Origin of the sequence: Kitasatospora sp. NPDC001540 (assembly GCF_042894345.1) — a bacterium.
Taxonomy (GTDB): Bacteria; Actinomycetota; Actinomycetes; order Streptomycetales; family Streptomycetaceae; genus Kitasatospora; species Kitasatospora phosalacinea_C.
The window spans coordinates 93,692-117,735 of the sequence record NZ_JBIAVO010000017.1 but is presented as its reverse complement, the minus strand read 5'-3'; the positions used below and the strand labels follow the sequence as shown (position 1 = coordinate 117,735).

Sequence of the window (24,044 nt, the reverse complement as noted above, 5' to 3'; positions counted from 1 at the left end):
CCGGACCGCCGGTTCAGGAGCCGGCGACGATCCGCAGCACCCGCTCGCGGAGGCCGTCGAGGCGGCCGCCGTCGGGGGCCTCGGCGTTCAGCCGCAGCACCGGCTCGGTGTTGGAGGCGCGCAGGTTGAACCAGGAGCCGTCGGAGAAGGTGGCGGTCAGGCCGTCCAGCCGGTCCAGGGCGGCGCTGTCGCCGAGCGAGCGCTCCACCGCGGCCAGCGCGGCGGCCGGGTCGGCGACCTCCAGGTTGGTCTCCGCCGCGGTGGCGTACCGGGTGAAACCGGCCACCAGCTTGGACAACGGCTGCTCCGCGGCGGACAGTTCGGCCAGGATGTGCAGGGCGGCCAGCATGCCGGTGTCGGCGAACCAGAAGTCGCGGAAGTAGTAGTGCCCGGAGTGCTCGCCGCCGAACACCGCCAGGTGCTCGGCCATCAGCGCCTTGACGAAGGAGTGCCCGACCCGGGACCGGACCGGCACGCCGCCGTTCTCCTCGATCACCTCGATCGCGGACCGCGAGGTGATCAGGTTGTGCACCACCCGGGCCCCGGGCTCACCGGCCAGCAGCCGGGCGGCGACCAGCGCGACCACCGAGGAGGCCGGCACCGCCTCGCCGCGCTCGTCGACCGCGAAGCAGCGGTCGGCGTCCCCGTCGAAGGCCAGCCCCAGGTCGGCGCCCTCCGCCCGGACCCGGGCCTTCAGGTCCGCGACGTTGGCCGGCTTCATCGGGTCGGCCTCGTGGTGCGGGAAGCTGCCGTCGAGCTCGAAGTACATCGGGACGACCTCGAGCAGCGGGTGGTCCAGCACCAGCGGCACGGTCAGCCCGGCCATGCCGTTGCCCGCGTCCACCACCACCTTCAGCGGCCGCAGCCCCGAGAGGTCGACCAGCGAACGCAGGTGGGCGGCGTACTCGTCGAGCAGGCTCTCGGCCCGCCGGACCCCCGGGACCGGGTCGGCGGCGACCGGCGCCGGGTCGACCAGCGCGGCCCGGATCCGCTCCAGGCCGCTGCCCTCGCCGACCGGCACGGCCCCGGCCCGGCACAGCTTGATCCCGTTGTACGCCGCCGGGTTGTGGCTGGCCGTGAACATCGCACCGGGCACGTCGAGCCGCCCGGACACGAAGTACAGGTAGTCGGTGGAGCCGAGGCCGGCGTCCAGGACGTCCGCGCCCTGCTCCAGCACGCCCCGGGTGAAGGCCGCGGCCAAGGCGGGCGAGGAGTCCCGCATGTCGTGGGCGACCGCGATCTCGGCGGCCCCGGTCAGCTCGGCGAAGGCGGCGCCGATCCGGTACGCGGCGGCCTCGTCCAGCTCCTGCGGCACCAGGCCGCGGATGTCGTAGGCCTTGACCAGGCGGCGGGCGAGTTCAGGCTCCATGATGCTCCTCGGGTGTCAGCCAGACGGTGGCCAGTGGGGGAAGGGTCAGCCGGGCGCTGTGGTCCTGGCCGTGCCACGGGACGGGTTCGGCCTCGGACCGGCGGGCCCCGGCGGCGGCGTCGCTGCCGCCGTACCGGGCGTCGTCGGTGTCCAGCACGGTCCGCCAACGGCCCGGCAGCGGCAGGCCGATCCGGAAGCCGTGCCGGACGACCGGGGAGAAGTTGCTGACGGCGACCAGCGGGCTGCCGTCGGCCGCGCGGCGCACGAACGCGACGACGTTCTCGTCGGCGGCGCCGCCGTCGAGCCAGGTGAAGCCGGTGGGGACGGTGTCCTGTTCGTACAGGGCGGGGGTGGCGCGGTAGGTGTGGTTGAGGTCGGCGACCAGGCGTTGGATGCCTTGGTGGTCGGTGTGTGCGGGCCAGGCGTCGTCCAGCACCCACCACTGCGGGCCGTGCTCGTGGTCCCATTCGGCTCCTTGGGCGAACTCCTGTCCCATGAAGAGGAGTTGCTTGCCGGGGTGGGCCCACATGAAGCCGAGGTAGGCGCGGTGGTTGGCGCGTTGCTGCCACCAGTCGCCGGGCATCTTGGAGACGAGTGCCTGCTTGCCGTGGACGACTTCGTCGTGGGAGATCGGCAGGACGTAGTTCTCGGAGTAGGCGTACACCATCGAGAAGGTGATCTCGTTGTGGTGGTACTTGCGGTGCACCGGCTCCTTGGAGATGTACACCAGCGAGTCGTGCATCCAGCCCATGTTCCACTTCAGGCCGAAGCCCAGGCCGCCGCTGTCGGTCGGCCGGGTCACGCCCTCCCAGGCGGTGGACTCCTCGGCCACCGTCAGCACGCCCGGGCAGCGCCGGTAGACGGTGGCGTTCATCTCCTGGAGGAAGGAGGCGGCGTCCCAGTTCTCGCGGCCGCCGTACTGGTTGGGGGTCCAGGCGCCGTGTTCGCGGGAGTAGTCGAGGTAGAGCATGGAGGCGACGGCGTCCACGCGCAGGCCGTCGACGTGGAATTCCTCGCACCAGTAGACGGCGTTGGCGACGAGGAAGTTGCGGACTTCGGTGCGGCCGTAGTCGAACTCCAGGGTGCCCCAGTCGGGGTGTTCGGCGCGCAGCGGGTCGGCGGGCTCGTAGAGGGGTTCGCCGTCGAAGCGGGCCAGGGCGAAGTCGTCCTTGGGGAAGTGTGCGGGGACCCAGTCGACGATGACGCCGATGTTGTGCCGGTGGAGGGTGTCGACCAGGTGGCGGAAGTCGTCGGGGGTGCCGAGGCGGGCGGTGGGGGCGTAGAAGCCGGAGACCTGGTAGCCCCAGGAGCCGCCGAAGGGGTGTTCCATGACGGGCATGAACTCGACGTGGGTGAAGCCGAGTTCGTTCAGGTAGCCGGGCAGCACCTCGGCGATCTGGCGGTACGAGGTCAGCTCCGGGCGCCAGGAGGCGAGGTGCATCTCGTAGACCGACAGCGGGGCGCGGTGGTGCACGGTGCGGGCGCGGTGCTGCATCCACTCGGCGTCCTGCCACGCGTGGCGGGAGACGGTCACCAGCGAGGCGGTGTCGGGGGGGCACTGGGCGGCCCGGGCGAGCGGGTCGGCCTTCTCCACCCGCTGTCCGTGGCGGGTGAGGATCTGGTACTTGTACTGCTCGCCCTCGCCGACGCCGGGCAGGAACACCTCCCACACGCCGGAGGAGCCCAGCGAGCGCATCGGGTGCGCGGTGCCGTCCCAGTGGTTGAACGAGCCGATCACCCGCACCCCGACCGCGTTCGGCGCCCACACCGCGAACGCCGTACCCTCCACCCCCTCCACCGTGCGCACGTGCGAGCCCAGCGCCCGCCACAGCTGCTCGTGGCGGCCCTCCCGGATCAGGTGCAGGTCCAGCTCGCCCAGCGTCGGCGCGAACCGGTAGCCGTCCTCCTGCACCAGCGGCTCACCACCCGGATACGTCACCCGCAGCCGGTAGTCGGGCAGTTGGGCGATCGGGAGCAGGGCGGTGAACAGGCCGTCCGGGCCGGGCACCAGGGCGACCTCGCCGAGCGGGGTCTCCAGCACCACGCGTTCCGCGCCGGGTCGCAGCGCCCGGACGGCCACGCCCTCCTCGACCGGGTGCGCGCCGAGGACGGCGTGCGGGTCGTGGTGGGCGCCGGCGAGCAGCCGTTCGGCGTCGTCGGGCGGCGGCGGGGCCTCGGGGAGCAGGAGCGGGGCCGTCAGCTGCACGGTCACGGGAGTGGCGTCCTCTCGGGGGTTCGGGCGGGCGGTTCAGCGGCCGGCGGCCAGCCGCTGGATCGCGTTGAGCGGGATGAACCGCTTGTCGGGGCGGTAGCGGGTCTCGTACACGGCCTCGTAGACGGCCTTGTCGATCTCGAAGGCGCGCAGCACCGCCGGGTGGCAGTAGGGGTCGACCGGTCCGCCGGCGGCGTAGCCGGCGATGAAGGCGCGGCGGCCGCGCAGCGACCAGGCCCGGGCGCGGCGGGTGTGGTGGAGCCGGTCGGCGGGGTCGAGGAGTTCGCCGTCCTCGGCGAGCAGGGTGGCGAGCGCGTGCTCGGCGGCGTACTCGAAGGAGCGCAGCATGCCCGCGACGTCGCGCAGGACGGGTTGCGGGCGGCCCTGGTCGTCGGCGGTGCCGCCGGGTTCGCCCTCGAAGTCGATGACCTTCCACCCGGTCTGGGTGCGCAGCACCTGGCCGAGGTGGAGGTCGCCGTGGATCCGCTGGCCGTCGAGGCCGCGGCCCTGGCAGGCGGCGCGGGCGAAGTCCCGGTAGATCTCGGTGATCCGCCCGGTGTACGGGGCGATCTCGGGGACCCGGTGGGCGGCATCGCGCAGCCGGTCGTCGAGCCGGCCGACGATGCCGCAGACCTGCTTCTCGGTCAGGTGGCGGCGGGGGAAGGCCTCGGCGAGCAGGCGGTGGGTGCGGGCGACGGACTCGCCCATGGCGTAGGCGTCGGCGCCGAAGCCGCCGAGGCCGGCGGCGCCCTCGCGGCCGCGCAGGCTGTCGGTGGCGTGCCGGACGGCGAGGTCCCAGCCGTCGCCGTCGGCGGGCAGGAACTCCTGGAGCACGCCGAGCACGTGGTCGTCGACGGTGAGGCTGCCGAGCAGACCGGGGGTGCTGAGGCTGCCGGCGGCGGTGAGGGCGGTGAGCACCTCGGCCTCCGGGTGCGGGCCGGGCTGCGGCTGGCGGAACAGCTTGAGCATCAGCCGGTTGCCGAACACCACGGCGCTGTTGGTCTGTTCGGCCTTCAGCGGGCGCGGGGTGAGGCCGTCGGGCAGCGAGCCGGGGCGGGTCAGGGCGAGGCGGGGTTCGCCGGGTCGGGCGGTCCGGGTGCGTTCCAGCAGCAGGGACATCAACTCCGGGTCGTCGGTGGCCTCGTAGATCCACCAGCCGTCCCAACGGCCGCCGACCGCCTGCCCGACCACCGCCGCGTTCAGGCGCGGGGCGAGCCGGGGACGCAGTCCCAGCAGCAACTGGTAGCGGCGGGCGGCACCGGAGGTGTGGACGGCGGTGAGCAGGGCGTGCACCAGGACGGCTTCGCCGCCGGGCCGTTCCAGCACGGTGTCGGTGATCGGGACGAGGTCCTGCAGGCAGCCGCTCTCGTGGGTGAACCAGCGGCGGGTGACCAGCCAGGGCAGCAGCGCGGGCAGCATCGGGCGGAGCAGCTCGTCGCCCCGGAGGGCCGGCCCGGGTTCGGTGGCCAGGCAGGACTCGCAGACGGCGGTGGTCATCTCAGCCGTCCTGGCGCAGGGTGAGCAGGTGGGCGGGGGCGACGGCCGGGTCGAGCCGGACGTAGTTGTGACGGCCCCAGAGGTAGAGCTCGCCGGTCAGCTCGTCCCTGACCTTGGTGTCCTCGGGCAGGTCCAGGGTGACGGTGGCCTCCTGGACGTGGTGCGGGTCGAGGTTGACCACGGTGACGACCCGGTCCTCGGTGCCGTCCGCGGCGCGGGCGGTCTTGGAGAAGGCGATGATCGCCTCGTTGTCGACGGGGTGGAAGCGCAGGTCGCGCAGCTGCTGCAGCGCGGGGTGGCGGCGGCGGAGCCGGTTCAGGGCGGTGAGCAGCGGGGCGAGGGTGTCGGTGCGGGTCCAGTCGCGGGGGCGCAGCTCGTACTTCTCGGAGTCGAGGTACTCCTCCGAGCCCGGGTGGGCGGCCCGGTTCTCGAAGTGCTCGTAGCCGGCGTAGATGCCGTAGCTGGGGGAGAGGGTGGCGGCGAGGACGGCGCGCAGGGCGAACGCGGCGGGGCCGCCGGCCTGGAGCTGCTCGGGGAGGATGTCGGGGGTGCTGGGGAAGAAGTTGGGGCGCATCCAGGCGGCCGCCTCGCCGGTGAGTTCGGTGAGGTACTCGGTGAGTTCGGTCTTGGTGGTGCGCCAGGTGAAGTACGTGTAGGACTGGTGGAAGCCGATCTTGCCCAGGGTGTGCATCATCGCGGGGCGGGTGAAGGCCTCGGCGAGGAAGAGCACGTCCGGGTCGGTGCGGGCGATGTCGGCGAGCACCTTCTCCCAGAAGTTCACCGGTTTGGTGTGCGGGTTGTCGACGCGGAAGATCCGCACTCCGCGGGCCATCCAGAAGCGCAGGATCCGTACCGTCTCGCGGACGATCCCGTCGAAGTCCTGGTCGAAGTTGACCGGGTAGATGTCCTGGTACTTCTTGGGCGGGTTCTCGGCGTAGGCGATGGTGCCGTCCGCGCGGTGGCTGAACCACTCGGGGTGCTTGTGCACCCAGGGGTGGTCCGGTGAGCACTGGAGGGCGAAGTCGAGGGCGATCTCCAGGCCCAGTGCGGTGGCTTCGGCGACGAAGTGGTCGAAGTCCTCGAGGGTGCCCAGGTCCGGGTGGACGGCGTCGTGGCCGCCTTCGGGGGAGCCGATCGCCCAGGGCGAGCCGACGTCGTGCGGACCGGCCGTCAGCGTGTTGTCCGGGCCCTTGCGGTGGGCCCGGCCGATCGGGTGGATCGGCGGCAGGTACACCACGTCGAAGCCCATCGCGGCGATGGCGGGCAGCCGTTCGGCGGCCGTGCGGAAGGTGCCCGAGACCGGGGGCTCGACGCCGGTCGGGTCGACCACCGCGCCCTCCGAGCGCGGGAAGAACTCGTACCAGGAGCCGAACAGCGCCCGCTTCCGGCTGACCACCAGCTCGAACTCGGGTGAGCTGCTGACCAGTTCGCGCAGCGGGTAGCGCTCCAGGACGGCGGTGACCCGGGGGCGGCGGGCGATCAGCAGCCGCTCCAGCGGGGGGCGGTCCGGGTCGCGGAGCGCGGCGGCGGCGCCGAGCAGGACGCCGCGGCCGCGGCCCTGCGGGACGTTCCCGGCGGCCCGCTCCAGCAGCTGCGCGCCCTCGACCAGGGTGACCTCGACGTCGACGCCGGCCGGGACCTTGACCGCGGCGGTGCGCTGCCAGCCGGTGACCGGGTCGCTCCAGGCCTCCACGGCGTAGGTCCAGCGGCCGGGGACGGCGGGGGTGACCTCGGCGGTCCAGCGGTCGGTGCCGGGGGCCTGCTCGCGCATCGGCGTCCACGGCCCGCGGCGACCGCCGGGGCCGCGCAGCACCACGTTGGCGCCGACCGCCTCCCGGCCCTCGCGGAACACCGTCGCGGACACCTCGAAGGTCTCGCCCTCGACCGCCTTCGCGGGCCGGCGGCCGCCGTCGACGGCCGGTCTGACGTCGAGCACCGGGATCCGCCCTACTGGCTCCGGCCGACGACGGACTGCTGAGGCGGCGCGGGGGGACAACACGGCGGTACGGGCGGACATGGCGGAACTCCTCTCGGTGGCGGGACGCGCGGGGGGAGCGGGATCAGCGGTGACCGATCCGGTCGATGATGGTGCGGGCGAACAGGTGGCAGTGGTTGCCGGTGCGGGCGGTCACCAGGTCGCCGTCGACCACCACGTCGCGGTCGACGAAGACGCCGCCCATGTTCCGCAGGTCGCCCAGCAGGTTGTTGTGGACGACGGCCTGCCGACCGCGGATCACCGAGGGCACCGGGGCGGCCAGCCACATGCCGTGGCAGATGATCCCCTTGACGATCGCCGGGTCGGCGAAGGCGCGGCGCAGGAACAGCGCGGCGGGCGGCAGCCGGTCGACGTCCTCGGTGTAGCGCAGCCGGTCGGCGACGATCCCGGAGGGCACGATCACCGCCGCGTACTGGCGCAGCTCGAACTCGTCGACGTCCTCGAAGGACTCGCTGACCTCGAACGGCATGCCGTGCTCGTGGCCGCGGAAGACCAGCCGGTCGTTGCCCCACAGCCGGGTGAGGAAGTGGACGGCGGCGCCCTCCTCGGCGAACCGGCGCTGGTAGTAGAGGATCTCGGGCTCGTAGAAGTCGCTCTCCATCAGTACGGCGATCCTCCGGCCGGCCAGTCGGCCGACGGGCTCGGCGAGGGTGCTCACCGGCCCACCACCAGGTCGATCAGGAACGGTCCGCCGCTCGCCAGCGCCTCGGCGATCGCGGGGGCGACCTGGTCGGGCTTGTCGACCCGGACGGCGGGGACGCCGAGCGAGCGGGAGAGCGCGGCGAAGTCGATCTCCGGACGGGTCAGGTCGAACAGCTCGGGGAGGGCGTGCGGCTCGATGCCCTGGCTGTCCCAGTACTGGGCGATGTTGTGGTCGAGCAGCTTGTAGCGGCCGTTGTTGCAGATGACGAAGAGGGCGCCGATGTCGTAGCGGGCGGCGGTCCACAGGGCCTGGAAGGTGTACATCGAGCCGCCGTCGCCGGTGAAGCCGACCACGGTCTTCTCCGGGTGGGCGAGCTTGGCGCCGAGCGCGCCGGGGATGCCGACGCCGAGCGAGCCGCCGCGGGTCTGGAACCACTCTCCGGGGGTGTTCGGCGGCAGGTGGCGGAAGAGGCCGGGCGAGCAGGTCAGCGCCTCGTCGAAGAGGATCGCGTCGGCGGGGAGCCGCGCGGCGAGCTCGCGGCCGAAGTCGGCGGCGGTGAGCGCGCCGGCGGCCTCGCGGGCGTCGCGCTCGTCGGCCTCGGCGCGGGCGGCCGCCTGCTCGGCGCCCCAGGCACGCAGCCGGTCGGCGGCCCGGCGGCGCTGCTCGGGGGTCAGCCGGGCGTCGAGGGCGTCGGCGATCCGGCCGAGCGACTGGCGGGGGTCGGCGAGGATGCCGAGGTCGACCGGGAAGTTCTTGGCGATGGCGCCGCTGTCGAGGTCGACGTGGACCACCGGCGCGCCGGGGGCGAACACCCCGTCCAGGGCCGGGTAGACCTCCGGCAGGACGTAGGTGCCGGTGACCAGCACCGCGTCGGCGGCCGAGGTGACCCGGCGGCTCGACTCGCCGAACATGTGGCCCAACTGGCCGCGGTAGGCCGGGTGGTCGGCGGGCAGGTTGACCTCGGACCAGTCCGCGCCCCACACCTCGGCGCCCCACACCTCGGCGAGGCGGGCCAGCTCGGCCTGGGCGCCGGAGAAGTGCACGCCGTCGCCGACCACCAGCAGCGGCCGCTCGGCGCCGGCCAGCAGGTCGGCGGCGCGCTCGACGGTCTCCGGGGCGGGGACGGCCGCGGTCTCCAGGTACGAGGTGGGCACCACCGGCTCGTCGGTCTCGGCGTCCAGCACGTCGGCCGGCAGCACCACCAGCACCGGGCCGTAGGGCGGGGTGGCGGCGACCTTGAAGGCGCGGCGCAGCACCCGCAGGGTGGAGCGGGGGTCGACCACCCGGGTCGCCCACTTGGTGACCGGCTCGCCCATGGCGACCAGGTCGGCGGCCATCTGGGCCTCCATGGCGTCGTACCCCAGCCCGGCCTCGCCGACCAGGACGACCAGCGGGGCGTGGCCGCGCATGGCCTGGTACAGCATGCCGATGCCGTTGCCGAGGCCCACACCGGAGTGCAGCTGGAGCAGGGCCGGCCGGCGGGTGGCCCGGGCGTAGCCGTCGGCCAGGCCGACCACGGTGGCCTCCTGGAGGGCCAGCACGTACTGGATGCCGGGGAAGTTGCGGAGCTCGTCCAGGAACCCCTGCTCGACCGTGCCGGGGTTGCCGAACATGTGGGTGACGCCGTCGGCCTCGAACTGTTCGAGCATCGCCACCCGTGCGGGCCTGCTGGCCATCTCTGTGCCTCCTCGTGTGCGCTGGGTCTGCCGGTGCGGGGGAGTGGGGGGGGGGGGGGGGGGGGGGGGGGGCCGGGCCCCCCCCCCCCCCCCCCGCGCCCGGCGCGGGTCAGGCCGTGAAGCCCCACTGGCGCAGCCCGTGCTCCAGGACCTCGACCAGCTTCTGGCCGGTGAGGTAGGAGTCCGGGGTGGAACGCCCGGTGATGAACGGGTAGTCGACGATCACCGAGGTCTCCTTGCCGAAGTTGCCGTGGAAGGCCCCCTCGGGGAGGGTCGCGTCGCGGAGGATGTACTCCAGCGGGTACGGCGGCGGGCCGATCACGAAGTCGGTGCCCATGAAGCCGGTGCCGTCCTTGTAGTCGTACTCGATGCAGTGCCCGGTGACGTGCTTGTTGCGCAGGATGCTGACCCGGTCGTCCTGCTCGCGGGCGAAGGCCAGGGCCGCGATGCCGTAGCACTCGGCGGCGATCGGCAGGTCCAGGGCGTGGAAGGCCAGGATCAGGTCGTGGATCCGCCAGTTGTTGGCGAGGTCGACGATCGGGCCGCTGCCGCCGACGATCAGCAGCGCGTCGTAGCGCTCGGCGATCTGCGCCCGCACCTGCTCGCGGCGGGTGTGGTAGCCCTCCCAGGCGCGCAGGAAGTCGCTGCGGCTGCGGTACGGGCGGTCCGGCAGCCAGGAGGACAGGTCCAGCGGCGCGTCCAGGCGGCTGGAGCGGTCCAGGACCTTGACCTTCTCGGCCATCTCGGTGCTGGTCACCGAGCGGCCCAGCGGCGGGTCGATGTACTCGGGGTCCATGCTCGGCGGCAGGGCCGCCGGGCGCTTGCCGGTCGGGGTCGCGAAGGTGACCTCGTAGCCGGCCCGGTCGAAGGTCTCCAGCGGCCCGACCAGTTCCTCGCCCCAGTACCCGTACTCGGAGAGCACGATGAGGATTCGCTTCTTCGCCATCGGCGGTGTTCTCCTTCGATTGCCTTGCGCATTCCCGCCGGAAGTCGGCGGCGGTTCTGTCTAACAGCCGCCGCGGAATTCGCACCAGGGCCGGGGCCCCGTCCGCCGGGACACTGCGAAGTCGGCGAAAGCACTTCGGCATGTCCCGCGGTTCGGCGTCCGGGCCGACCGGGACGCCTTCGAGCAGCCGAGTTGCCGAAGGACGGGAGGGGACTTCGCACAGTGCGGAGGCGGGCGCGGCGGGCCGTTGACGCTCCGGCGGGCCGGATTCTAGCGTCCCTGTCAGCCGCGCCCACGAATTGCGGAAAGGGGAATCGGAAATGCCCGAGACGAACTCCGGGGAGAACCCGGAAATCAGGGATTTCGCACAGAACTGGTTCGACCTGCTGAGCGGCCACAAGCCGGTGGAGGAGCTCCTGCCGCTGGTGGCGGACGAGGGCCTGGAGATGGCGTTCCCGGAACGCACGCTCCGCTCGCACGCCGACTTCCGGGACTGGTACGCCGTGGTCGGCGAGGCCTTCGCCGACCAGAGCCACACCCTGGAGGAGTTCACCGCCGCCGAGGCGGACGGCCTGGTCGACATCGAGCTGACCGTGGTCTGGGCCGCCGAGCACCTGGCCGAGGGCGCCCGGAAGGTGTTCCGGGTGAAGCAGAGCTGGCAGCTGGACCGCGACCCGGCCACCGGCGCGCCGCGGATCGTCCGCTACCGGGTCGGCATCCTCACCCCGGTCGAGGACATCGGCTGATGGCAGCCGACTACGTGGTGGTCGGCGCCGGTTCGGCCGGCGCCGCGGTGGCCGCCCGGCTCAGCGAGGACGGCTCCGCGGACGTCGTCCTGCTGGAGGCCGGCGGCTGGCCCGGACGCGAGGAACTGCACCGCACCGACGCCGGCGCGCTGCTGGCGCTGCTCACCGCCGACTGGAGCGCGGCCGTCGACTGGGGCTACGCCACCGAGCCGGAACCCGGCGTCGACGGGCGCCGGATCCCGGTCGCCCGCGGCCGGCTGGTCGGCGGCTGCAGCGCGGTCAACGCGCTGATGTGGGTGCGCGGCAGCCACCGCGACTACGACGGCTGGCGCGACCTGGGCAACCCCGGCTGGGGCCACCAGGACGTCCTGCCGTACTTCCGGCGCTCGGAGGACTACGCCGGCGGCGCCTCCGCCTGGCGCGGCGAGGGCGGCCCGGTGCGGGTCGCCGCGCCGGACGAACCGACCCCGCTGGCCGAGGCGTTCGTCGCCGCGGCCCGGGAGACCGGCCACGGCGGCGACGGCGACTACAACGCCGAGCACCAGGAGGGCTTCGGGTTCCACTACCAGCACACCCGGACCCCGCGGGGCCGCCGCTCCAGCACCGCCACCGGGTACCTGCGGCCGGCCCTGGCCCGCCCCAACCTCACCGTGCAGACCGGCGCCCAGGCGACCCGGATCCTGGTCGAGGACGGCCGCGCGGTCGGCGTCGAGTACCTCCAGGGCGACCGGACGCACACCCTGCGGGCCGAACGCGAAGTCGTCGTCTGCGCGGGCGCGTTCGAGAGCCCCAAGCTGCTGCTGCTGTCCGGCATCGGCCCGGCCGACCAGCTGCGCGCCGCGGGCGTCGAGGTACTCCTCGACCTGCCCGGGGTGGGCCGCAACCTGCAGGACCACCTGTTCGCGCCGGTCTGCTACGAGTCGCTGCGCGAACTGCCGCCCGGGGCGCCGCTCTCCGAGGCGGGCCTGTTCACCCGGACCGCCGCCGCCGACCCCGCGCGCGGACCGGACCTGCAGTTCACCTTCGGGCCGGTGAAGTTCCTGCCCGCCGACGCCCCCGCCGCACTGCGGGCCGGCCCCGGCTTCACCTTCGCGCCCATCGCGCTGCTGCCCGCGAGCCGCGGCACGGTGACCCTGCGCGACACCGACCCGCGCTCCACCGCGCTGGTCCGGCCCGGCTACCTCGGCGACCCGGCCGACCTGGACGTCCTGGTCGAAGGCGTCCGGCTGGCCCGGGAACTGGCCCACACCGCGGCCTTCGACGACTTCCGCGGGGAGGAGTACGGCCCCGGCAAGGGAGCCGTCGGCACCGCGGAGCTGCGCGCGTACGTCCGCGCCAACGCCACGACCCTCTGGCACCCCGCCGGCACCTGCCGGATGGGCCCCGGACCGGACGCCGTGGTCGGCCCGGACCTGCGGGTGCACGGCATCGACGGCCTGCGGGTCGCCGACGCCTCGGTGATGCCGACCGTGGTGGCCGGCAACACCAACGCCCCCAGCGTGATGATCGGCGAGAAGGCCGCCGATCTGATCCTCAACCGTCCCTGACCCCCGACCGGAGGCCGACGATGGCAGACCAGCAGGACAACCTCGACCTGTACCGGCGCTTCCTGGACGCGCTGAACCGCAACGACCCCGACGGCATCGCCGCCGTGATCGACCCCGCGTTCCGGGACCACCACCCGGGCTTCGACATCAGCAGCCTGGAGAGCTACCAGCAGGCGCTCAAGGCCGCGCACGACTCGCTCGACCTGCGCGGCGAACTGCAGGAGGCGTTCACCGCCGGGGACCGCGTGGTCACCCGGGTGAAGCTCACTGGCACCCACCGCGGCGAGGTGCTCGGCATCCCCGCCACCGGCCGGCGGGTCGAGTGGACCACCACCGAGATCTGGCGCGCCGAGGACGGCCTGCTCGCCGAACGCTGGGCGCAGGACGACCTGCTCGGCCTGAAGGCGCAGCTGGCCCGCGGCGCCGAGAACACCGCCGTGGTGCAGCGGGTCAGCGACGCGGTCAACGCGCACCGCTACGACGACCTGGACGAGCTGTTCGGCCCCGGGTTCCGGGACAACAACCCGGCCTGGAGCGTGACCAGCCTGGAGGAGCTCAAGGGCATCATCATCGGCGCCCACGAGGCGCTCGACTTCCACGCCCACCTGGACGCCCTCTACCCGGCCGACCCGGACAAGGTGATCATGCACATCACCTTCACCGGTCGGCACGTCGGCCCGTTCTTCGGGATCGAGCCGACCGGCAAGGAGGTCAGCTGGACCAGCCTGGAGGTCTACCGGCTGGAGCACGGCAAGGTCGTCGAGCGCTGGGTGCAGGCCGACACCGCCGGCCTGATGGCCCAGCTCGGCGTCGAGCTCCCGTAACGCCCGCCCCCACCCACCGAGTTCACCCCAGACCCAGGAGGAGACCCATGGACACCAGGGGTGTCGTGGACCGCTACTACGAGCTCGCCAACGCGGGCGACTGGAACCCGTGGTGCGACCTGTTCGCCGCCGACACGGTGATGGACGAGCAGCTCGCCGGACACGTCGAGGGCCGGGAGACGCTGCGCGAGATGATGCGCGGATTCCCGGAGACCTACGCCGAGTTCGCCAACAAGCCGGTCCACGTGGTGATCGACGGCGAGCAGGCGGCCGTGGTCTCGCGGATCACCGGGCGCACCCACGGCGGCGTGGAGGTCGAGGCCGCGGTGTGCAACTACTTCCGCGTCGTCGGCGGCGAGATCGTCTACATGGCGAACTTCCACGACAGCGCGCCGTTCGCCCCCGTGCTCGGGAAGTGAGGCCGCGATGACCGCACCCGCCGCACTGCGCTGGGCGCACGTCGGGCTCAACTGCCGCGACCAGGCGGCCACCGAGGAGTTCTACACCCGCTGGTTCGGCTTCCGCCGGGCCCGGGTGGTGGCCGGCGACGGCTGGCAGGTGGTCTTCCTGCGCCGCGGCGAGGCCTGGCTGGAGCTGTTCGCCAGCGACGCCGACCCCGCCCCCGCCGCCAAGGAGGACGGCCCGGCCAACCCCGGCACGGTCCGCCACCTGGCCTTCCAGGTGGACGACGTGGACGCCTTCCTGGCCGACGCCGACGGCGAGTTGAACGTCTCGCTCGGCCCGCTCGGCTTCGACGAGTACATCCCCGGCTGGCGCACGGTCTGGGTCACCGACCCGGACGGCGTCGTCATCGAGGTCAGCCAGGGCTACACCGACCAGACCCCCGAGGAGCTGGCCCGGTACGACGCCTGACCCCCACCGGCCGGCCCGCACCGCCCCGCGGCGGCCGGGCCGGCCACTGCCCGTACCGCCCGGACGTCCGCGCCCGGGCAGAGAGGGTGAGGAGATGTTCCACCACCACCGCCACGAGCACGCCGCCGACGGCACCCGCTCCCGGGCCACCTGGGCGGAACTGTTCTACGACATCGTGCTCGCCTTCGGCGTCAGCCAGACCACCCACATCCTCGGCCACTCGCCCAGCTGGGCGACGTTCGGCCAGGCCCTGCTGATGCTCACCCCCCTGTGGTGGGCCTGGGTGGACGTCGCACTGGCCGTCACCATGGTCGAGGAGACCCACGTCGAACGGCTGCTGCTGCTCGCCGCCGGCCTGGCCACCTACGGCATGGGCGTGGCCGCGCCGCGCGCGATGTCCGGGCACGCCGGCGCGGCGCTGTTCGCCGGCTCGTACCTGGTGCTGCGGCTGCTGATGGGCGAGGCCACCCGGCGCGACCGCCCCTTCGCCCGCACCATCCACCCGTACTCGGTCGGCGTGGTGTTCGCGCTGGCGCTGACCGCCGGGGCCTTCGTCAGCGGCCCGGCCCGGGCCGCGATCTGGGCCGGCGCCATCCTGGCCGAGGCGGTGCTGCCCGCGGTGATGAGCCGTCGGCTGCACGCCATGACCTACAGCGCGGCCCACCTGCCGGAGCGCTTCGGCCTGTTCATCATCATCGCGCTCGGCGAGAACATCCTCGCGGTCGGCGCCCGGGCCTCGGCCGGGGCGCTCACCGCCGCGCTGATCGCCGCCCTGGTGCTCAGCTTCGTGATCGGCGGCGCGCTGTGGTGGCTGTACTTCCACCTCGCCGCGCCCGCCGTCGAGCACGCGATGCGCACCCACCGCACCCCGGCCACCGTGGTGCGCGACGTGCTCAGCTACGGCCACCTGGTGCTGGTGCTCGGCCTGCTGCTGGTCGCGGTCGGCACCGGCAACACCGTCGCCCACCCCACCGGCGTCCCGCACGACCCGAGCGCGGCCCTGCTCCCGATCGGCGCCGCGATCTTCGCCCTGACCTTCGGCTACACCCGCTGGCGGATGTTCGGCGCCGCCTCGGCGACCCGGATCGGGGTCGGGCTGTGCCTGCTCGGCCTGGCCGCCGGGGCCCCGTTCCTGCCCGCGATCGCCACCCTGGGGGCGACCGCCGTCCTGCTGGTCGCCGTCAGCGGCCTGGAGCACTGGATGGTGGCCACCGGTCGCCCGGTGCCCCTGCTGTTCCACCGTCCCGTCCCCACCGGTCACGAGTTGACGCAGTACCGCTGACGACCTTTCACAGTGCCCCGCCGGGGGGCGCTCCGGGCGCCGGACCCAGGCCGCCTGGCTAGCGTTTCGAACGCGGGCACGTCCGGCCGACGCCGTCACCCGAACCTGCTCACCGCGCACCGGAATTCACCTGCGAAACGAGGTCCCGTGAATCCTCGAAACCCCACCCCTGCCCTGCTCGCGCTGGCACTCGGCTACTTCAGCCTCGGCACCATCTCGCTCGCCGTCGTCGGCCTCAACGCCCCGATCGGCAAGAGCCTGGAGGTCGCCCCGGCCAGCGTCGGCCTGCTGGTCACCGTGTTCGCCCTCACCTTCGCGGTGGGCGCGCCGACGGCACCGGCCCTGCTGCGCCGGATGGACCGCAAGAAGGTCCTGCTGCTCGGCCTGGCGCTGCTCACCGTCGGCGGCGGGCTCAGCGCCGTCGCCCCCGACTACACCACCATGACGCTCACCCGGGTGCTCGGCGCGGTCGGCGCGGCGATCTTCGGACCGGCCTCCTCGGCGGCCGGCGCGGCCATCGTCGGACCGGAGCGGCGCCACCGGGCCCTGGCCACGGTGTTCGCCGGCATGACCGCCGCCTCCGTGCTCGGCGTCCCGCTCGCCTCCTTCCTGGGCTCCACCATGAGCTGGCGCCCGGCCCTGCTGGGCGTCAGCGCGCTCTCCGCGCTGGCCCTGGTGCTGGTGGCGGTGCTGGTCCCGGACCTGCCGGCCGGCGAACCGCCGACCGCCCAGGCGTACCGGGCCGCGCTGCGCACCCCCGGCGCGCTGCCCACCGTCACCACCACCCTGCTGTTCATGGCCGCCCAGTTCACCGTGTACGGCGTGGCCGGCGCCTACCTGGCGGCCCGCTTCGACGCCTCCGCCGGCATGGTCTCCGGCACCCTGATGGCCTTCGGCGTCGTCGGCGTGCTCGGCAACGCGCTGGCGCCGCGGATCAGCGAGAAGCTCGGCGGCACCCGCACCATCACGGTGTCGCTGGTCGGCCTGGGCGCGGCCCTGGCCCTGCTGGTCGTCACCCCGAAGGCGGCGGTCGCCGGCCTGCTGCTGTTCGCCGGCTGGGCCTTCTTCAGCCAGATGTACCAGGCACCGCAGCAGGCCCGGCTGATCGCCGTGCTGCCCGCCCACCCGGCGCTGATCCTGGCGCTGAACGCCTCCGCGCTGTACCTGGGCATGAGCCTGGGCAGCCTGATCGGCTCCACCTTCCTGCCCTCGGTTGGCGCGACCCTGATGCCCGGGCTCGCCCTGCTGATGCTGATCGCGGCGGCCGGCGCGCACGTGCTGTCCGGCCGCGGCACCAAGACTCCGGCGGCCCCGGCTCCGGCCGAGCAGCCGGTCCCCGCACCATCCAATTCCTGACCACCAGGCACCACCGATACCCACGAACGGGAGAGTCCACGATGTCCGAGAGCAACAAGCAGCTGGTGACCCAGTACCTCACCACCGTCTGGAACAACGGCGAGACCGACGAGGCCGACCGCTTCCTCGCCGAGGACCTCGTCCAGCACAACCCCAACCTGCCCGACGGCCGCAAGCCGGTGGTCGAGTTCGTCGCCGGCTTCAAGACCCAGGTCCCGGAGGGCCGGTTCACGATCCGGCGGATCGCCGCCGACCACGACCTGGTCTTCGTGCACAGCCACTTCACCGCGCAGGACGGCGACCGCGGCATGGCCGTGGTGGACGTCTTCCGCATCGCCGACGGTCTGATCGCGGAGCACTGGGACGTCAAGGAGAACGTCCCGGAGACCACCGCCAGTGGCCACCCGATCGTCTGACCGGCCATCCGCTGCCCGGAAGCACCGACGGCGCTTCCGGGCAGCGCCCTTCTCCAGAGCACGGAGGTTGCTGTGACCCCCATCGAAGAACAGACCGTCCTCATCACCGGCGCCACCGACGGCCTCGGCCGCGCGATGGCCCGCGAACTCGCCGCCCGCGGCGCCACCCTGGTGCTGCACGGCCGCAGCCGGGAGCGGGGCGAGGCCCTGCTCGCCGAACTGCGCGCCGAGACCGGCAACGACCGGATCAGCTACCTGCTGGCGGACTTCGCCCGGCTCTCCGACATCCACAAGCTCGCCGAGCAGGCGGCCGGCCTGGAACGGCTCGACGCGCTGGTCAACAACGCCGGCATCGGCGTCGAGCTCGACCGCCAGGAGAGCTGGGACGGCCACGAGCTGACCTTCCAGGTCGACTACCTGGCCACGTACCTGCTGTCGGTGCGCCTCGCCCCGCTGCTGGCCCGCTCCGCCCCGGCCCGGATCGTCAACGTCTCCTCGGCCGGCCAGGCGCCGGTCAACTTCGACGACGTGATGCTGCGCCGCGGCTGGGACGGCGTCCAGGCGTACTGCCAGGCCAAGCTGGCCCAGATCATGCTGACCTTCGACCTGGCCGAGGCGCTGGCCGGCACCGGCGTGACGGTCAACGCGCTGCACCCGGCGTCGTACATGCCGACCAAGATGGTGGTCAACCTCTACACCCCGCAGAGCACCGTCGCCGAGGGCGTGCGGCACACCCTGCGGCTGGTCACCGACCCGGCGCTGGACGGCGTCACCGGGCGGTACTTCAACCGCTCGACCGAGGCCCGGGCCAGCAACCAGGCGTACGAGAGCGGCGCGCGGGCGCGGCTGCGGGCGCTGAGCGAACAACTGACCGGGGTGCCGTTCGACGCGGCGCGTTGAGCCGGGCCCGGTGGACGTCCTCCCCGGACCCGGACGCGCCACCGGACCCTGCGCTCGGGGGCGGCCCGTCGGGCCGCCCCCGAGGTGCCGGTGGCGCCGGTCAGCCGGTGGCCGAGGTCTCGTGGGCCGCCCCCAGGTCGGCCATCCGACCCAGCAGGTCGTAGCCGTGCGCGGCGGCGACCAGCGTGACGTGGTGGTGCCAGCCGCGGTAGGAGCGGCCCTCGAAGTCGCCGAGGCCGTAGTCGAGGTGCAGCCGCTCGACGGCGTCGGCGGAGCGGCCGCGCAGCTCGGCGAGGGCGACCAGCTCGGGCAGCCGGTGCACCGGCAGGTCGGTCACCCAGTAGGTGCGCGGCTGGGAACGCCCGAACGGCCACTCGACCACCAGGTGACGGGGGGCGGCGGGCACCAGCTCGGCGAAGCGGCCGCGGCGGGCGCCGCGCCCGTCGGAGAGCGGCACCACCAGGAACTGCGAGGGCCGCGCCCGGGAGGTCGGCCCGTCCCGCCAGGCCAGCACCGCGCGGTCGCCCTGCGGGACCAGCTCGTCGGCGAGCTCGGCGGCCCGCCGGCGGACGGTGGCGGGCGCCCGGCGCACCGGCGGGGCGCCGTGGGCGACCGGCAGGGCCCGCTGGGCGCGGGCGGTGCAGGCCGGCAGCACGGTGCCGGCGCCGACCTGGACCAGGTAGCCGAGGCCGCGCTCCTCCAGGCCGAGCAGCAGCGGCTCGACCTCCTTCTCGTTGCTCCAGTCGGCGAGCACGGGGGCACTGGGCACGTCCCAGCCCAGCATCTCGTCGACCGAGTCGAGCAGCAGCCGCCAGCGCGGCAGGTGCCGGGCCTCCTCGGGGACGTGGGCCTGGCTGCGCAGCGCCAGGTCGGTGTCCCAGTGCCGGGGCAGCGCCAGCTGCCAGGCGACCGGCTGGGCGCCGTGCGGCAGGACCAGCGAAGTGGCCAGGGCCAGTTGGCAGTTCATGGTGCGGCCCTCGGCGTGGACGAACTGGCGGGCGACACCGGCCGAGCGGGTGCCGTTCTTGGCGAACACCACGTCGTCGACGGACCAGGCGAGCGGGGCGGCGGCCGCGGCGACCAGCTCGGCGAGTCGGCGGCGGACGTCGCCTACCTCCCAGGTGGACTGGTTGACGAACTGCTGGATGGGCTGCACCGTGCGTCGGCCGAGCACCTGCTCGGAGATGTTGGCGGGGGTCTTGCGGCCGTCCGCCTGGCGCAGGCCGCGGAGGTAGACCTCGCCCCAGCGCCGCTGGTCGGAGCGGGCGAAGCAGCTGAAGAGTTCGTGGCAGTACACGGAGATTCCGTCCTGCCGCAGGCCGGAGTGCGGTGCACGGAGGTTCGAAATCATGGACACATCGATCCTTGGGTGAGGTTCTGGCGCGATGGCGGTCGGGCCGGGCCCCGCCCCCGCCGGGTGGGGCCCGGCGGGGGCGGGGCGGCGGGGTCAGTCCGTGACGCAGCTCCGGTCCTCGTCGACCAGGAAGGCGTCGGTGGCCAGCAGGGCCTGGGTGACCTCGGGGAGGCTGCAACCGACGATCACGAAGTCGACCTCGAGGCCCATCTTGGCGCGCTGGAACAGCAGTTCGTTGATGGCCGGGCGGCCGATCTCGGTCACCTTGCAGAGGTGGAACTCCACCCGGCGGGGCTCCACCGACAGCGCCTCGGTCAGGCAGCGGCGGAACTTCTCCAGCTCGTCGCGGTCGATCACGCCCTCGCAGTGGACGTGCGCGGTCTTGCCGTCGAAGTCGCTGGAGACCCGCAGCCGCATGTCGGCCGGCTCGACCTCCACCCGGACCTTCAGCGGGCGGCTGCTCAGCGGCAGCCGGACGGTCAGCTGCTTGGGGTCGAAGTCCTGGTACGGCTCGTCGTCGATCCACACCCGGGAGAGCTGGACCGAGCCGGCCGGCAGCAGGTCCGGCGCCACCCGCAGCAGGTGGTCCGGGAAGGCCCCGGGCTGCGGCCGGAAGTGCAGGGTGAGCGGCGCCGAGGTGACCAGCAGGCCGGTGTAGGCGGCGGCCAGGTAGCACAGCTCCAGCGCGTGGTAGCCGGCCATCGAGTGGCTGCCCTTGAGCCGCTCGGTGCCCACCAGGTACGGGATGCCGTTGGCCAGCACGTTGAAGTAGACGCCGCCGTCGTCGTAGTCGAGGAAGAAGGCGTTGTAGAAGGCGGCCGACTCGCGGGCCAGCCGTCGGTGCTCCGGGTCGCCGGAGACGCCGGCCAGGATCAGGTAGGCGAGGATCGCCTGCTCCTGCTGCCACCAGGCCTTGCGGTCGTGCCAGACCAGGTGGTGCACGCCGGTGTCCGGGTCGGCCACCCGCTCCACCACGTCGTACCAGCCGCCGCGCTGCTGGTCGCTGCCGACCGAGGGCATCAACTCGGCTATCCGCTCGGCCAGTTCGGAGTAGCGGGGCTTGTCGTGCAGGGCGCGGATCCGGGTCAGGTTCCAGGCGATCTTGAGGTTGTGGCCGACCACCGCGCGGTTCTGCTGCCAGCCCCAGGAGCGGTCGGCGCTCCAGTCGCCGTGGAAGCGCTCCTGGACGAACGGGCTGCCCGGCTCGTCGGGGAAGCGCTCGGCGATGGTGTCGGCGGTCTCCTCCAGCAGCTTCGAGAAGTCCTCCCGGCCGGTGGCGAGGTAGGCGTTGATCAGGTACGCCGGGGCGTGGTCGCCGATCGAGTTCCAGTTCTTCCGGGACCGGTTGGGGCCGAGCGAGTCGGCCCGCGGGTCCATGGTGATCGGGTCGAGGTGGGAGAAGAAGCCGCCCTGGTCCTCGTCCCGGAAGAAGCGCTCGAACAGGGCGACCGTGCGGTCGACGTCCTCCAGGATCCGCGGGTCGCCGGTGATCCGGTAGGTCTGGGTCGGCCCGGCCAGCGCGTAGATCTGCTCGTACATCGGGATGGCGTCGAAGTCGTCGCCGAACTCCGAGGCGTAGACCTTGCGCTGGCCGGCCCCGCCGATGTCGATGCCGTGGTACCAGTAGACGACGCCCTCCGCGGTGTCGACGACCCGCATGTGCTCGCGCAGGTACTCGGTGCCGGACTCGGCGGCGTTCAGGAACCGCTCCTCGCCGGTGAGCATGAAGGCGGTGGCCAGGCCGTAGACCAGCCGGGAGATGGTGTCGGTCTCCTGCCGCACGTCCGCGCCGGTGAAGTCCGGGACGTGGGTGCCGCTCAGGGTGAGCCGGGTGCGGAAGTTGCGCCAGTCGTACCGGCCGTCCTTGCCGGGGCCGTCCGGGAAGTGGCCGCGCAGGTAGAAGTCGGCGATCTCGGCGGCCTGCTGCACCCACCAGTTGGGGTGCTCGAAGACGTAGTTGCCGCGGCTGGTCTCCGGGAAGGTGATCTGCCGGGCCTCGATCCGCTCGCCGCCGTCCCAGCGGTAGAACAGGCCGTAGACGAAGACGTACCGGCCCTCGGCCAGCATGTCGCGGGTGGCCGCGCTGGTGTCGCGCGGGCCGTCGCCGAGGTTGCGGACGACCTCCGAGCTCAGGAAGCCGTTCAGGTGGATGGTGAACTCGCGCCCGTCCGAGGTCCGCAGGCCGAAGCGGTCGTGGGCGGGGTCGTAGCTGGTGATGTAGCCGGCGATGCTGTCGGAGTACATCCGCCAGGTGTCGGGTGCGTTCATCGGTGCGTTCCTCCCTCGTCGGGCAGCGCCACCAGGACGACGACGCTGCGGCCCTGCGCGTGGAAGCTCTGACCGTGGACGGGCGCCTCGGTGCCGGGGGCGAGGACGTCCGCGCCGGGGCCCCGCGCGGTGTCCACCAGGCGGGCCCACCGGTGGCCGTCGATCGACGGCAGCTCGAAGTCCAGGCCCAGGTGGAACATGTTGAGGACGACGTGCAGGTCCGGGTCGCCGTCGAAGCCGGCCAGGGTCAGCGCCAGCACCCGGGCCTGCGGGTCGTCCCAGCCCGGCTGCCCCAGCCGGGTGCCGTGCCAGGTGACGTCGGGCAGGCCGCGGGCGTTGGTGCGGCCGGAGAAGAACCGGGCCTCGCGCACCGCGCGGAAGCGCCGGCGCACCGCCGTCATGTTCCGGAAGAAGTCCCGGACCTCGGTCTCCTTCTCGGCCTGGTCCCAGTCCAGCCAGGCGGTCTCGTTGTCCTGGCAGTACGCGTTGTTGTTGCCGCCCTGGCTGTTGCGGAACTCGTCGCCGGCCAGCAGCATCGGCACGCCCCGGCTGAGCAGCAGCACGGCGGCGTGGTTCTTGATCTGCCGCACCCGCAGCCGCTCGACCTCCGCCGAGTCGCTGGGGCCCTCCACGCCGCAGTTCCAGCTGAAGTTCTCGTGGGCGCCGTCCGCGTCGGCCTCGCCGTTGGCCCAGTTGTGCTTCTCGTTGTAGCTGACCAGGTCGTTGAGGGTGAAGCCGTCGTGGCAGGTGATGAAGTTGATGCTGTTGGTGGGCAGTTCGCCGTCCTTGCCGAACAGGTCGGGCGAGCCGCCGAGCCGGGTCGCCACCGTGCCGACCAGGCCGGCGTCGCCGCGCACGAAGCGCCGGACGTCGTCCCGGTAGGGGCCGTTCCACTGGGCCCAGCGCTTCCCCGGGAAGCGGCCGACCTGGTAGAGGCCGCCGCCGTCCCACGGCTCGGCGATGATCTTCGACTCGGAGAGGATCCCGGACAGCTCGATCCCCCACAGCACCGGCGGCACGTCCATCTCGTAGCCGCCGGCCCCGCGCGAGAGCTCCGAGGCCAGGTCGAACCGGAAGCCGTCCACGTGGTGCTCGGTCACCCAGTACTCGAGGCACTCGATGACGAACTTGGCCACCGCCGGGTGGTTGGCGTTGATCGCGTTGCCGCAGCCGGTGAAGTCCATGTAGTGCCGGCGGTCCTGCGGCCACAGGTGGTAGTACACCTCGTTGGCCTGGCCGCGGAAGCTGATCACCGGGCCGTTCTCGTTGCCCTCCGAGGTGTGGTTGAAGACCACGTCGAGGATCACCTCGATGCCGGCCCGGTGCAGCGCCTTCACCATGTCGCGGAACTCGGTGATGTGGGTGCACTCGCACGGGTCCGAGCAGTAGCCGGTGTGCGGCGCGAAGAACCCGAACGGGTCGTAGCCCCAGTAGTTGTGCAGCGGCGCGCCGTTCGGCCCGATCCGCAGCACCTGCCGCTCGTCGAAGTCGAAGACCGGCAGCAGCTCGACCGCGGTGACGCCGAGCTCCTTCAGGTACGGGATCTTCTCCACCACCCCGTTGAAGGTGCCGGGGTGGGCCACCCCCGAGGACGGCGAGGCGGTGAGCCCGCCGACGTGCATCTCGTAGATCACGGTGTCCGCCAGCGGGGTGCGCAGCGGCTCGTCGCCCTCCCAGTCGTAGCCGTCCAGGTCGACCACCATGCTGCGCATCGAGTACGCGCAGTTGTCCTCGGTGCCGACCGCCCGGGTGCGGTCCCACAGCGAGTTGACGTTGGCCCGGGCGTACGGGTCGATCAGCACCTTGCGCGGGTTGAAGAAGGTGCCGGACTCCTTGGTGCGGCGCGGGCCGTCGACCCGGTACGCGTACACCTGGCCCTTGGTCAGGCCGGAGAGGTGGCAGTGCCAGAAGTGGTAGCTGCGGTGCCGCTCCGGGTCGAGCGGGATCACCCGGGCCGGGGCCGGGTCCTCGTGGTGGGCGAAGAGCAGCAGGTCGACCCGGGTGGCGTGCTCGGAGTAGAGCGAGAAGTTGACCCCGTCGGCGTCCAGCGTGGCGCCGAGCGGCTGGGCGCGGCCGGGTCCGATCGCGGCCGCCTCGATCGCGGCCCTGCGGGCCTCGTGGTGTTGGCTCATCTCGTCG

19 protein-coding genes are annotated in these 24,044 nt (G+C 73.0%); 9 read left to right on the top strand and 10 right to left on the bottom strand.

Translation table 11 applies throughout. From position 1 onward, the window contains the following. Positions 1-13: 13 nt before the first annotated feature. From ACFY00_RS21050 to ACFY00_RS21020, 7 genes are all read right to left on the bottom strand, one after another. Positions 14-1,369: a phosphomannomutase/phosphoglucomutase gene (locus ACFY00_RS21050; RefSeq protein WP_388032981.1), complete on the bottom strand. Its 1,356-nt coding sequence runs from the start codon at positions 1,367-1,369 to the stop codon at positions 14-16. Continuing rightward, positions 1,359-3,581: a 1,4-alpha-glucan branching protein GlgB gene (gene glgB, locus ACFY00_RS21045; RefSeq protein ID WP_388032982.1), complete on the bottom strand. Its 2,223-nt coding sequence runs from the start codon at positions 3,579-3,581 to the stop codon at positions 1,359-1,361. The genes ACFY00_RS21050 and glgB overlap by 11 nt, the downstream gene beginning before the upstream one ends. Positions 3,582-3,617: 36 nt before the next feature. Beyond that, a complete protein-coding gene (locus tag ACFY00_RS21040; protein WP_388032983.1) occupies positions 3,618-5,078 on the bottom strand; it encodes a hypothetical protein in 1,461 nt (486 codons plus the stop codon). Position 5,079: 1 nt separating this feature from the next. Beyond that, complete coding sequence (locus tag ACFY00_RS21035) at positions 5,080-7,095, bottom strand: alpha-1,4-glucan--maltose-1-phosphate maltosyltransferase (protein WP_388032984.1); 2,016 nt, start codon at positions 7,093-7,095, stop codon at positions 5,080-5,082. 43 nt (positions 7,096-7,138) lie between these two features. After that, positions 7,139-7,675 carry a DJ-1/PfpI family protein gene (locus ACFY00_RS21030; protein WP_388033008.1) on the bottom strand — a complete coding sequence of 179 codons (537 nt, stop codon included), beginning with the start codon at positions 7,673-7,675 and terminating at the stop codon, positions 7,139-7,141. 53 nt (positions 7,676-7,728) lie between these two features. Further along, a complete protein-coding gene (locus tag ACFY00_RS21025) occupies positions 7,729-9,393 on the bottom strand; it encodes a thiamine pyrophosphate-binding protein (RefSeq protein ID WP_388032985.1) in 1,665 nt (554 codons plus the stop codon). 109 nt (positions 9,394-9,502) lie between these two features. Then, positions 9,503-10,339, bottom strand: a complete 837-nt coding sequence (locus ACFY00_RS21020) for a type 1 glutamine amidotransferase domain-containing protein (protein WP_388033007.1) — start codon at positions 10,337-10,339, stop codon at positions 9,503-9,505. Between the two features lie 320 nt (positions 10,340-10,659). On the opposite strand from ACFY00_RS21020, the gene ACFY00_RS21015 reads away from it, so the two are divergent. The 9 genes from ACFY00_RS21015 (at position 10,660) to ACFY00_RS20975 (ending at position 18,283) form a co-directional block, all read left to right on the top strand. Continuing rightward, positions 10,660-11,085: a hypothetical protein gene (locus ACFY00_RS21015; protein ID WP_388032987.1), complete on the top strand. Its 426-nt coding sequence runs from the start codon at positions 10,660-10,662 to the stop codon at positions 11,083-11,085. Continuing rightward, on the top strand, positions 11,085-12,632 hold the full coding sequence (locus ACFY00_RS21010; RefSeq protein WP_388032988.1) for a GMC family oxidoreductase: 1,548 nt from the start codon (positions 11,085-11,087) through the stop codon (positions 12,630-12,632). Before ACFY00_RS21015 ends, ACFY00_RS21010 begins: the two co-directional genes overlap by 1 nt. A 20-nt stretch (positions 12,633-12,652) precedes the next feature. Then, positions 12,653-13,456, top strand: coding sequence for an ester cyclase (locus tag ACFY00_RS21005; protein ID WP_388032989.1), 804 nt, complete (start codon positions 12,653-12,655; stop codon positions 13,454-13,456). 47 nt (positions 13,457-13,503) lie between these two features. Next, a complete protein-coding gene (locus ACFY00_RS21000) occupies positions 13,504-13,875 on the top strand; it encodes a nuclear transport factor 2 family protein (RefSeq protein WP_388032990.1) in 372 nt (123 codons plus the stop codon). Positions 13,876-13,882: 7 nt separating this feature from the next. Next, complete coding sequence (locus ACFY00_RS20995; RefSeq protein WP_388032991.1) at positions 13,883-14,329, top strand: VOC family protein; 447 nt, start codon at positions 13,883-13,885, stop codon at positions 14,327-14,329. Between the two features lie 94 nt (positions 14,330-14,423). Then, positions 14,424-15,611, top strand: coding sequence for a low temperature requirement protein A (locus ACFY00_RS20990; protein ID WP_388032992.1), 1,188 nt, complete (start codon positions 14,424-14,426; stop codon positions 15,609-15,611). Positions 15,612-15,758: 147 nt separating this feature from the next. After that, a complete protein-coding gene (locus tag ACFY00_RS20985) occupies positions 15,759-16,967 on the top strand; it encodes an MFS transporter (RefSeq protein WP_388032993.1) in 1,209 nt (402 codons plus the stop codon). A gap of 41 nt (positions 16,968-17,008) precedes the next feature. Beyond that, positions 17,009-17,383, top strand: coding sequence for a nuclear transport factor 2 family protein (locus tag ACFY00_RS20980; RefSeq protein ID WP_388032994.1), 375 nt, complete (start codon positions 17,009-17,011; stop codon positions 17,381-17,383). 72 nt (positions 17,384-17,455) lie between these two features. After that, positions 17,456-18,283 (top strand): SDR family NAD(P)-dependent oxidoreductase, encoded by an 828-nt coding sequence (locus tag ACFY00_RS20975; RefSeq protein ID WP_388032995.1) that lies wholly within the window; start codon positions 17,456-17,458, stop codon positions 18,281-18,283. A 100-nt stretch (positions 18,284-18,383) separates the two neighbouring features. Here the strand turns inward: ACFY00_RS20975 and ACFY00_RS20970 are convergent, their stop codons facing one another. The 3 genes from ACFY00_RS20970 to glgX form a co-directional block, all read right to left on the bottom strand. After that, on the bottom strand, positions 18,384-19,634 hold the full coding sequence (locus ACFY00_RS20970; RefSeq protein ID WP_388032996.1) for an IS701 family transposase: 1,251 nt from the start codon (positions 19,632-19,634) through the stop codon (positions 18,384-18,386). Positions 19,635-19,730: 96 nt separating this feature from the next. Then, the gene (locus ACFY00_RS20965) at positions 19,731-21,905 is read right to left on the bottom strand and encodes an AGE family epimerase/isomerase (RefSeq protein WP_388032997.1); all 2,175 of its coding nucleotides are present in this window, start codon (positions 21,903-21,905) and stop codon (positions 19,731-19,733) included. Next, positions 21,902-24,037, bottom strand: coding sequence for a glycogen debranching protein GlgX (gene glgX / locus ACFY00_RS20960; RefSeq protein WP_388032998.1), 2,136 nt, complete (start codon positions 24,035-24,037; stop codon positions 21,902-21,904). The genes ACFY00_RS20965 and glgX overlap by 4 nt, the downstream gene beginning before the upstream one ends. Positions 24,038-24,044: the final 7 nt, after the last annotated feature.

Bases quoted from the DNA above. Each gene is read 5' to 3' on its own strand.
- ACFY00_RS21050 (WP_388032981.1), bottom strand. From the start codon at position 1,369: ATGGAGCCTGAACTCGCCCGCCGCCTGGTCAAGGCCTACGACATCCGC.
- ACFY00_RS21040 (WP_388032983.1), bottom strand. From the start codon at position 5,078: ATGACCACCGCCGTCTGCGAGTCCTGCCTGGCCACCGAACCCGGGCCG.
- ACFY00_RS21035 (WP_388032984.1), bottom strand. From the start codon at position 7,095: ATGTCCGCCCGTACCGCCGTGTTGTCCCCCCGCGCCGCCTCAGCAGTC.
- ACFY00_RS21030 (WP_388033008.1), bottom strand. From the start codon at position 7,675: ATGGAGAGCGACTTCTACGAGCCCGAGATCCTCTACTACCAGCGCCGG.
- ACFY00_RS21025 (WP_388032985.1), bottom strand. From the start codon at position 9,393: ATGGCCAGCAGGCCCGCACGGGTGGCGATGCTCGAACAGTTCGAGGCC.
- ACFY00_RS21020 (WP_388033007.1), bottom strand. From the start codon at position 10,339: ATGGCGAAGAAGCGAATCCTCATCGTGCTCTCCGAGTACGGGTACTGG.
- ACFY00_RS21015 (WP_388032987.1), top strand. From the start codon at position 10,660: ATGCCCGAGACGAACTCCGGGGAGAACCCGGAAATCAGGGATTTCGCA.
- ACFY00_RS21010 (WP_388032988.1), top strand. From the start codon at position 11,085: ATGGCAGCCGACTACGTGGTGGTCGGCGCCGGTTCGGCCGGCGCCGCG.
- ACFY00_RS21005 (WP_388032989.1), top strand. From the start codon at position 12,653: ATGGCAGACCAGCAGGACAACCTCGACCTGTACCGGCGCTTCCTGGAC.
- ACFY00_RS21000 (WP_388032990.1), top strand. From the start codon at position 13,504: ATGGACACCAGGGGTGTCGTGGACCGCTACTACGAGCTCGCCAACGCG.
- ACFY00_RS20995 (WP_388032991.1), top strand. From the start codon at position 13,883: ATGACCGCACCCGCCGCACTGCGCTGGGCGCACGTCGGGCTCAACTGC.
- ACFY00_RS20990 (WP_388032992.1), top strand. From the start codon at position 14,424: ATGTTCCACCACCACCGCCACGAGCACGCCGCCGACGGCACCCGCTCC.
- ACFY00_RS20980 (WP_388032994.1), top strand. From the start codon at position 17,009: ATGTCCGAGAGCAACAAGCAGCTGGTGACCCAGTACCTCACCACCGTC.
- ACFY00_RS20970 (WP_388032996.1), bottom strand. From the start codon at position 19,634: ATGATTTCGAACCTCCGTGCACCGCACTCCGGCCTGCGGCAGGACGGA.
- ACFY00_RS20965 (WP_388032997.1), bottom strand. From the start codon at position 21,905: ATGAACGCACCCGACACCTGGCGGATGTACTCCGACAGCATCGCCGGC.
- glgX (WP_388032998.1), bottom strand. From the start codon at position 24,037: ATGAGCCAACACCACGAGGCCCGCAGGGCCGCGATCGAGGCGGCCGCG.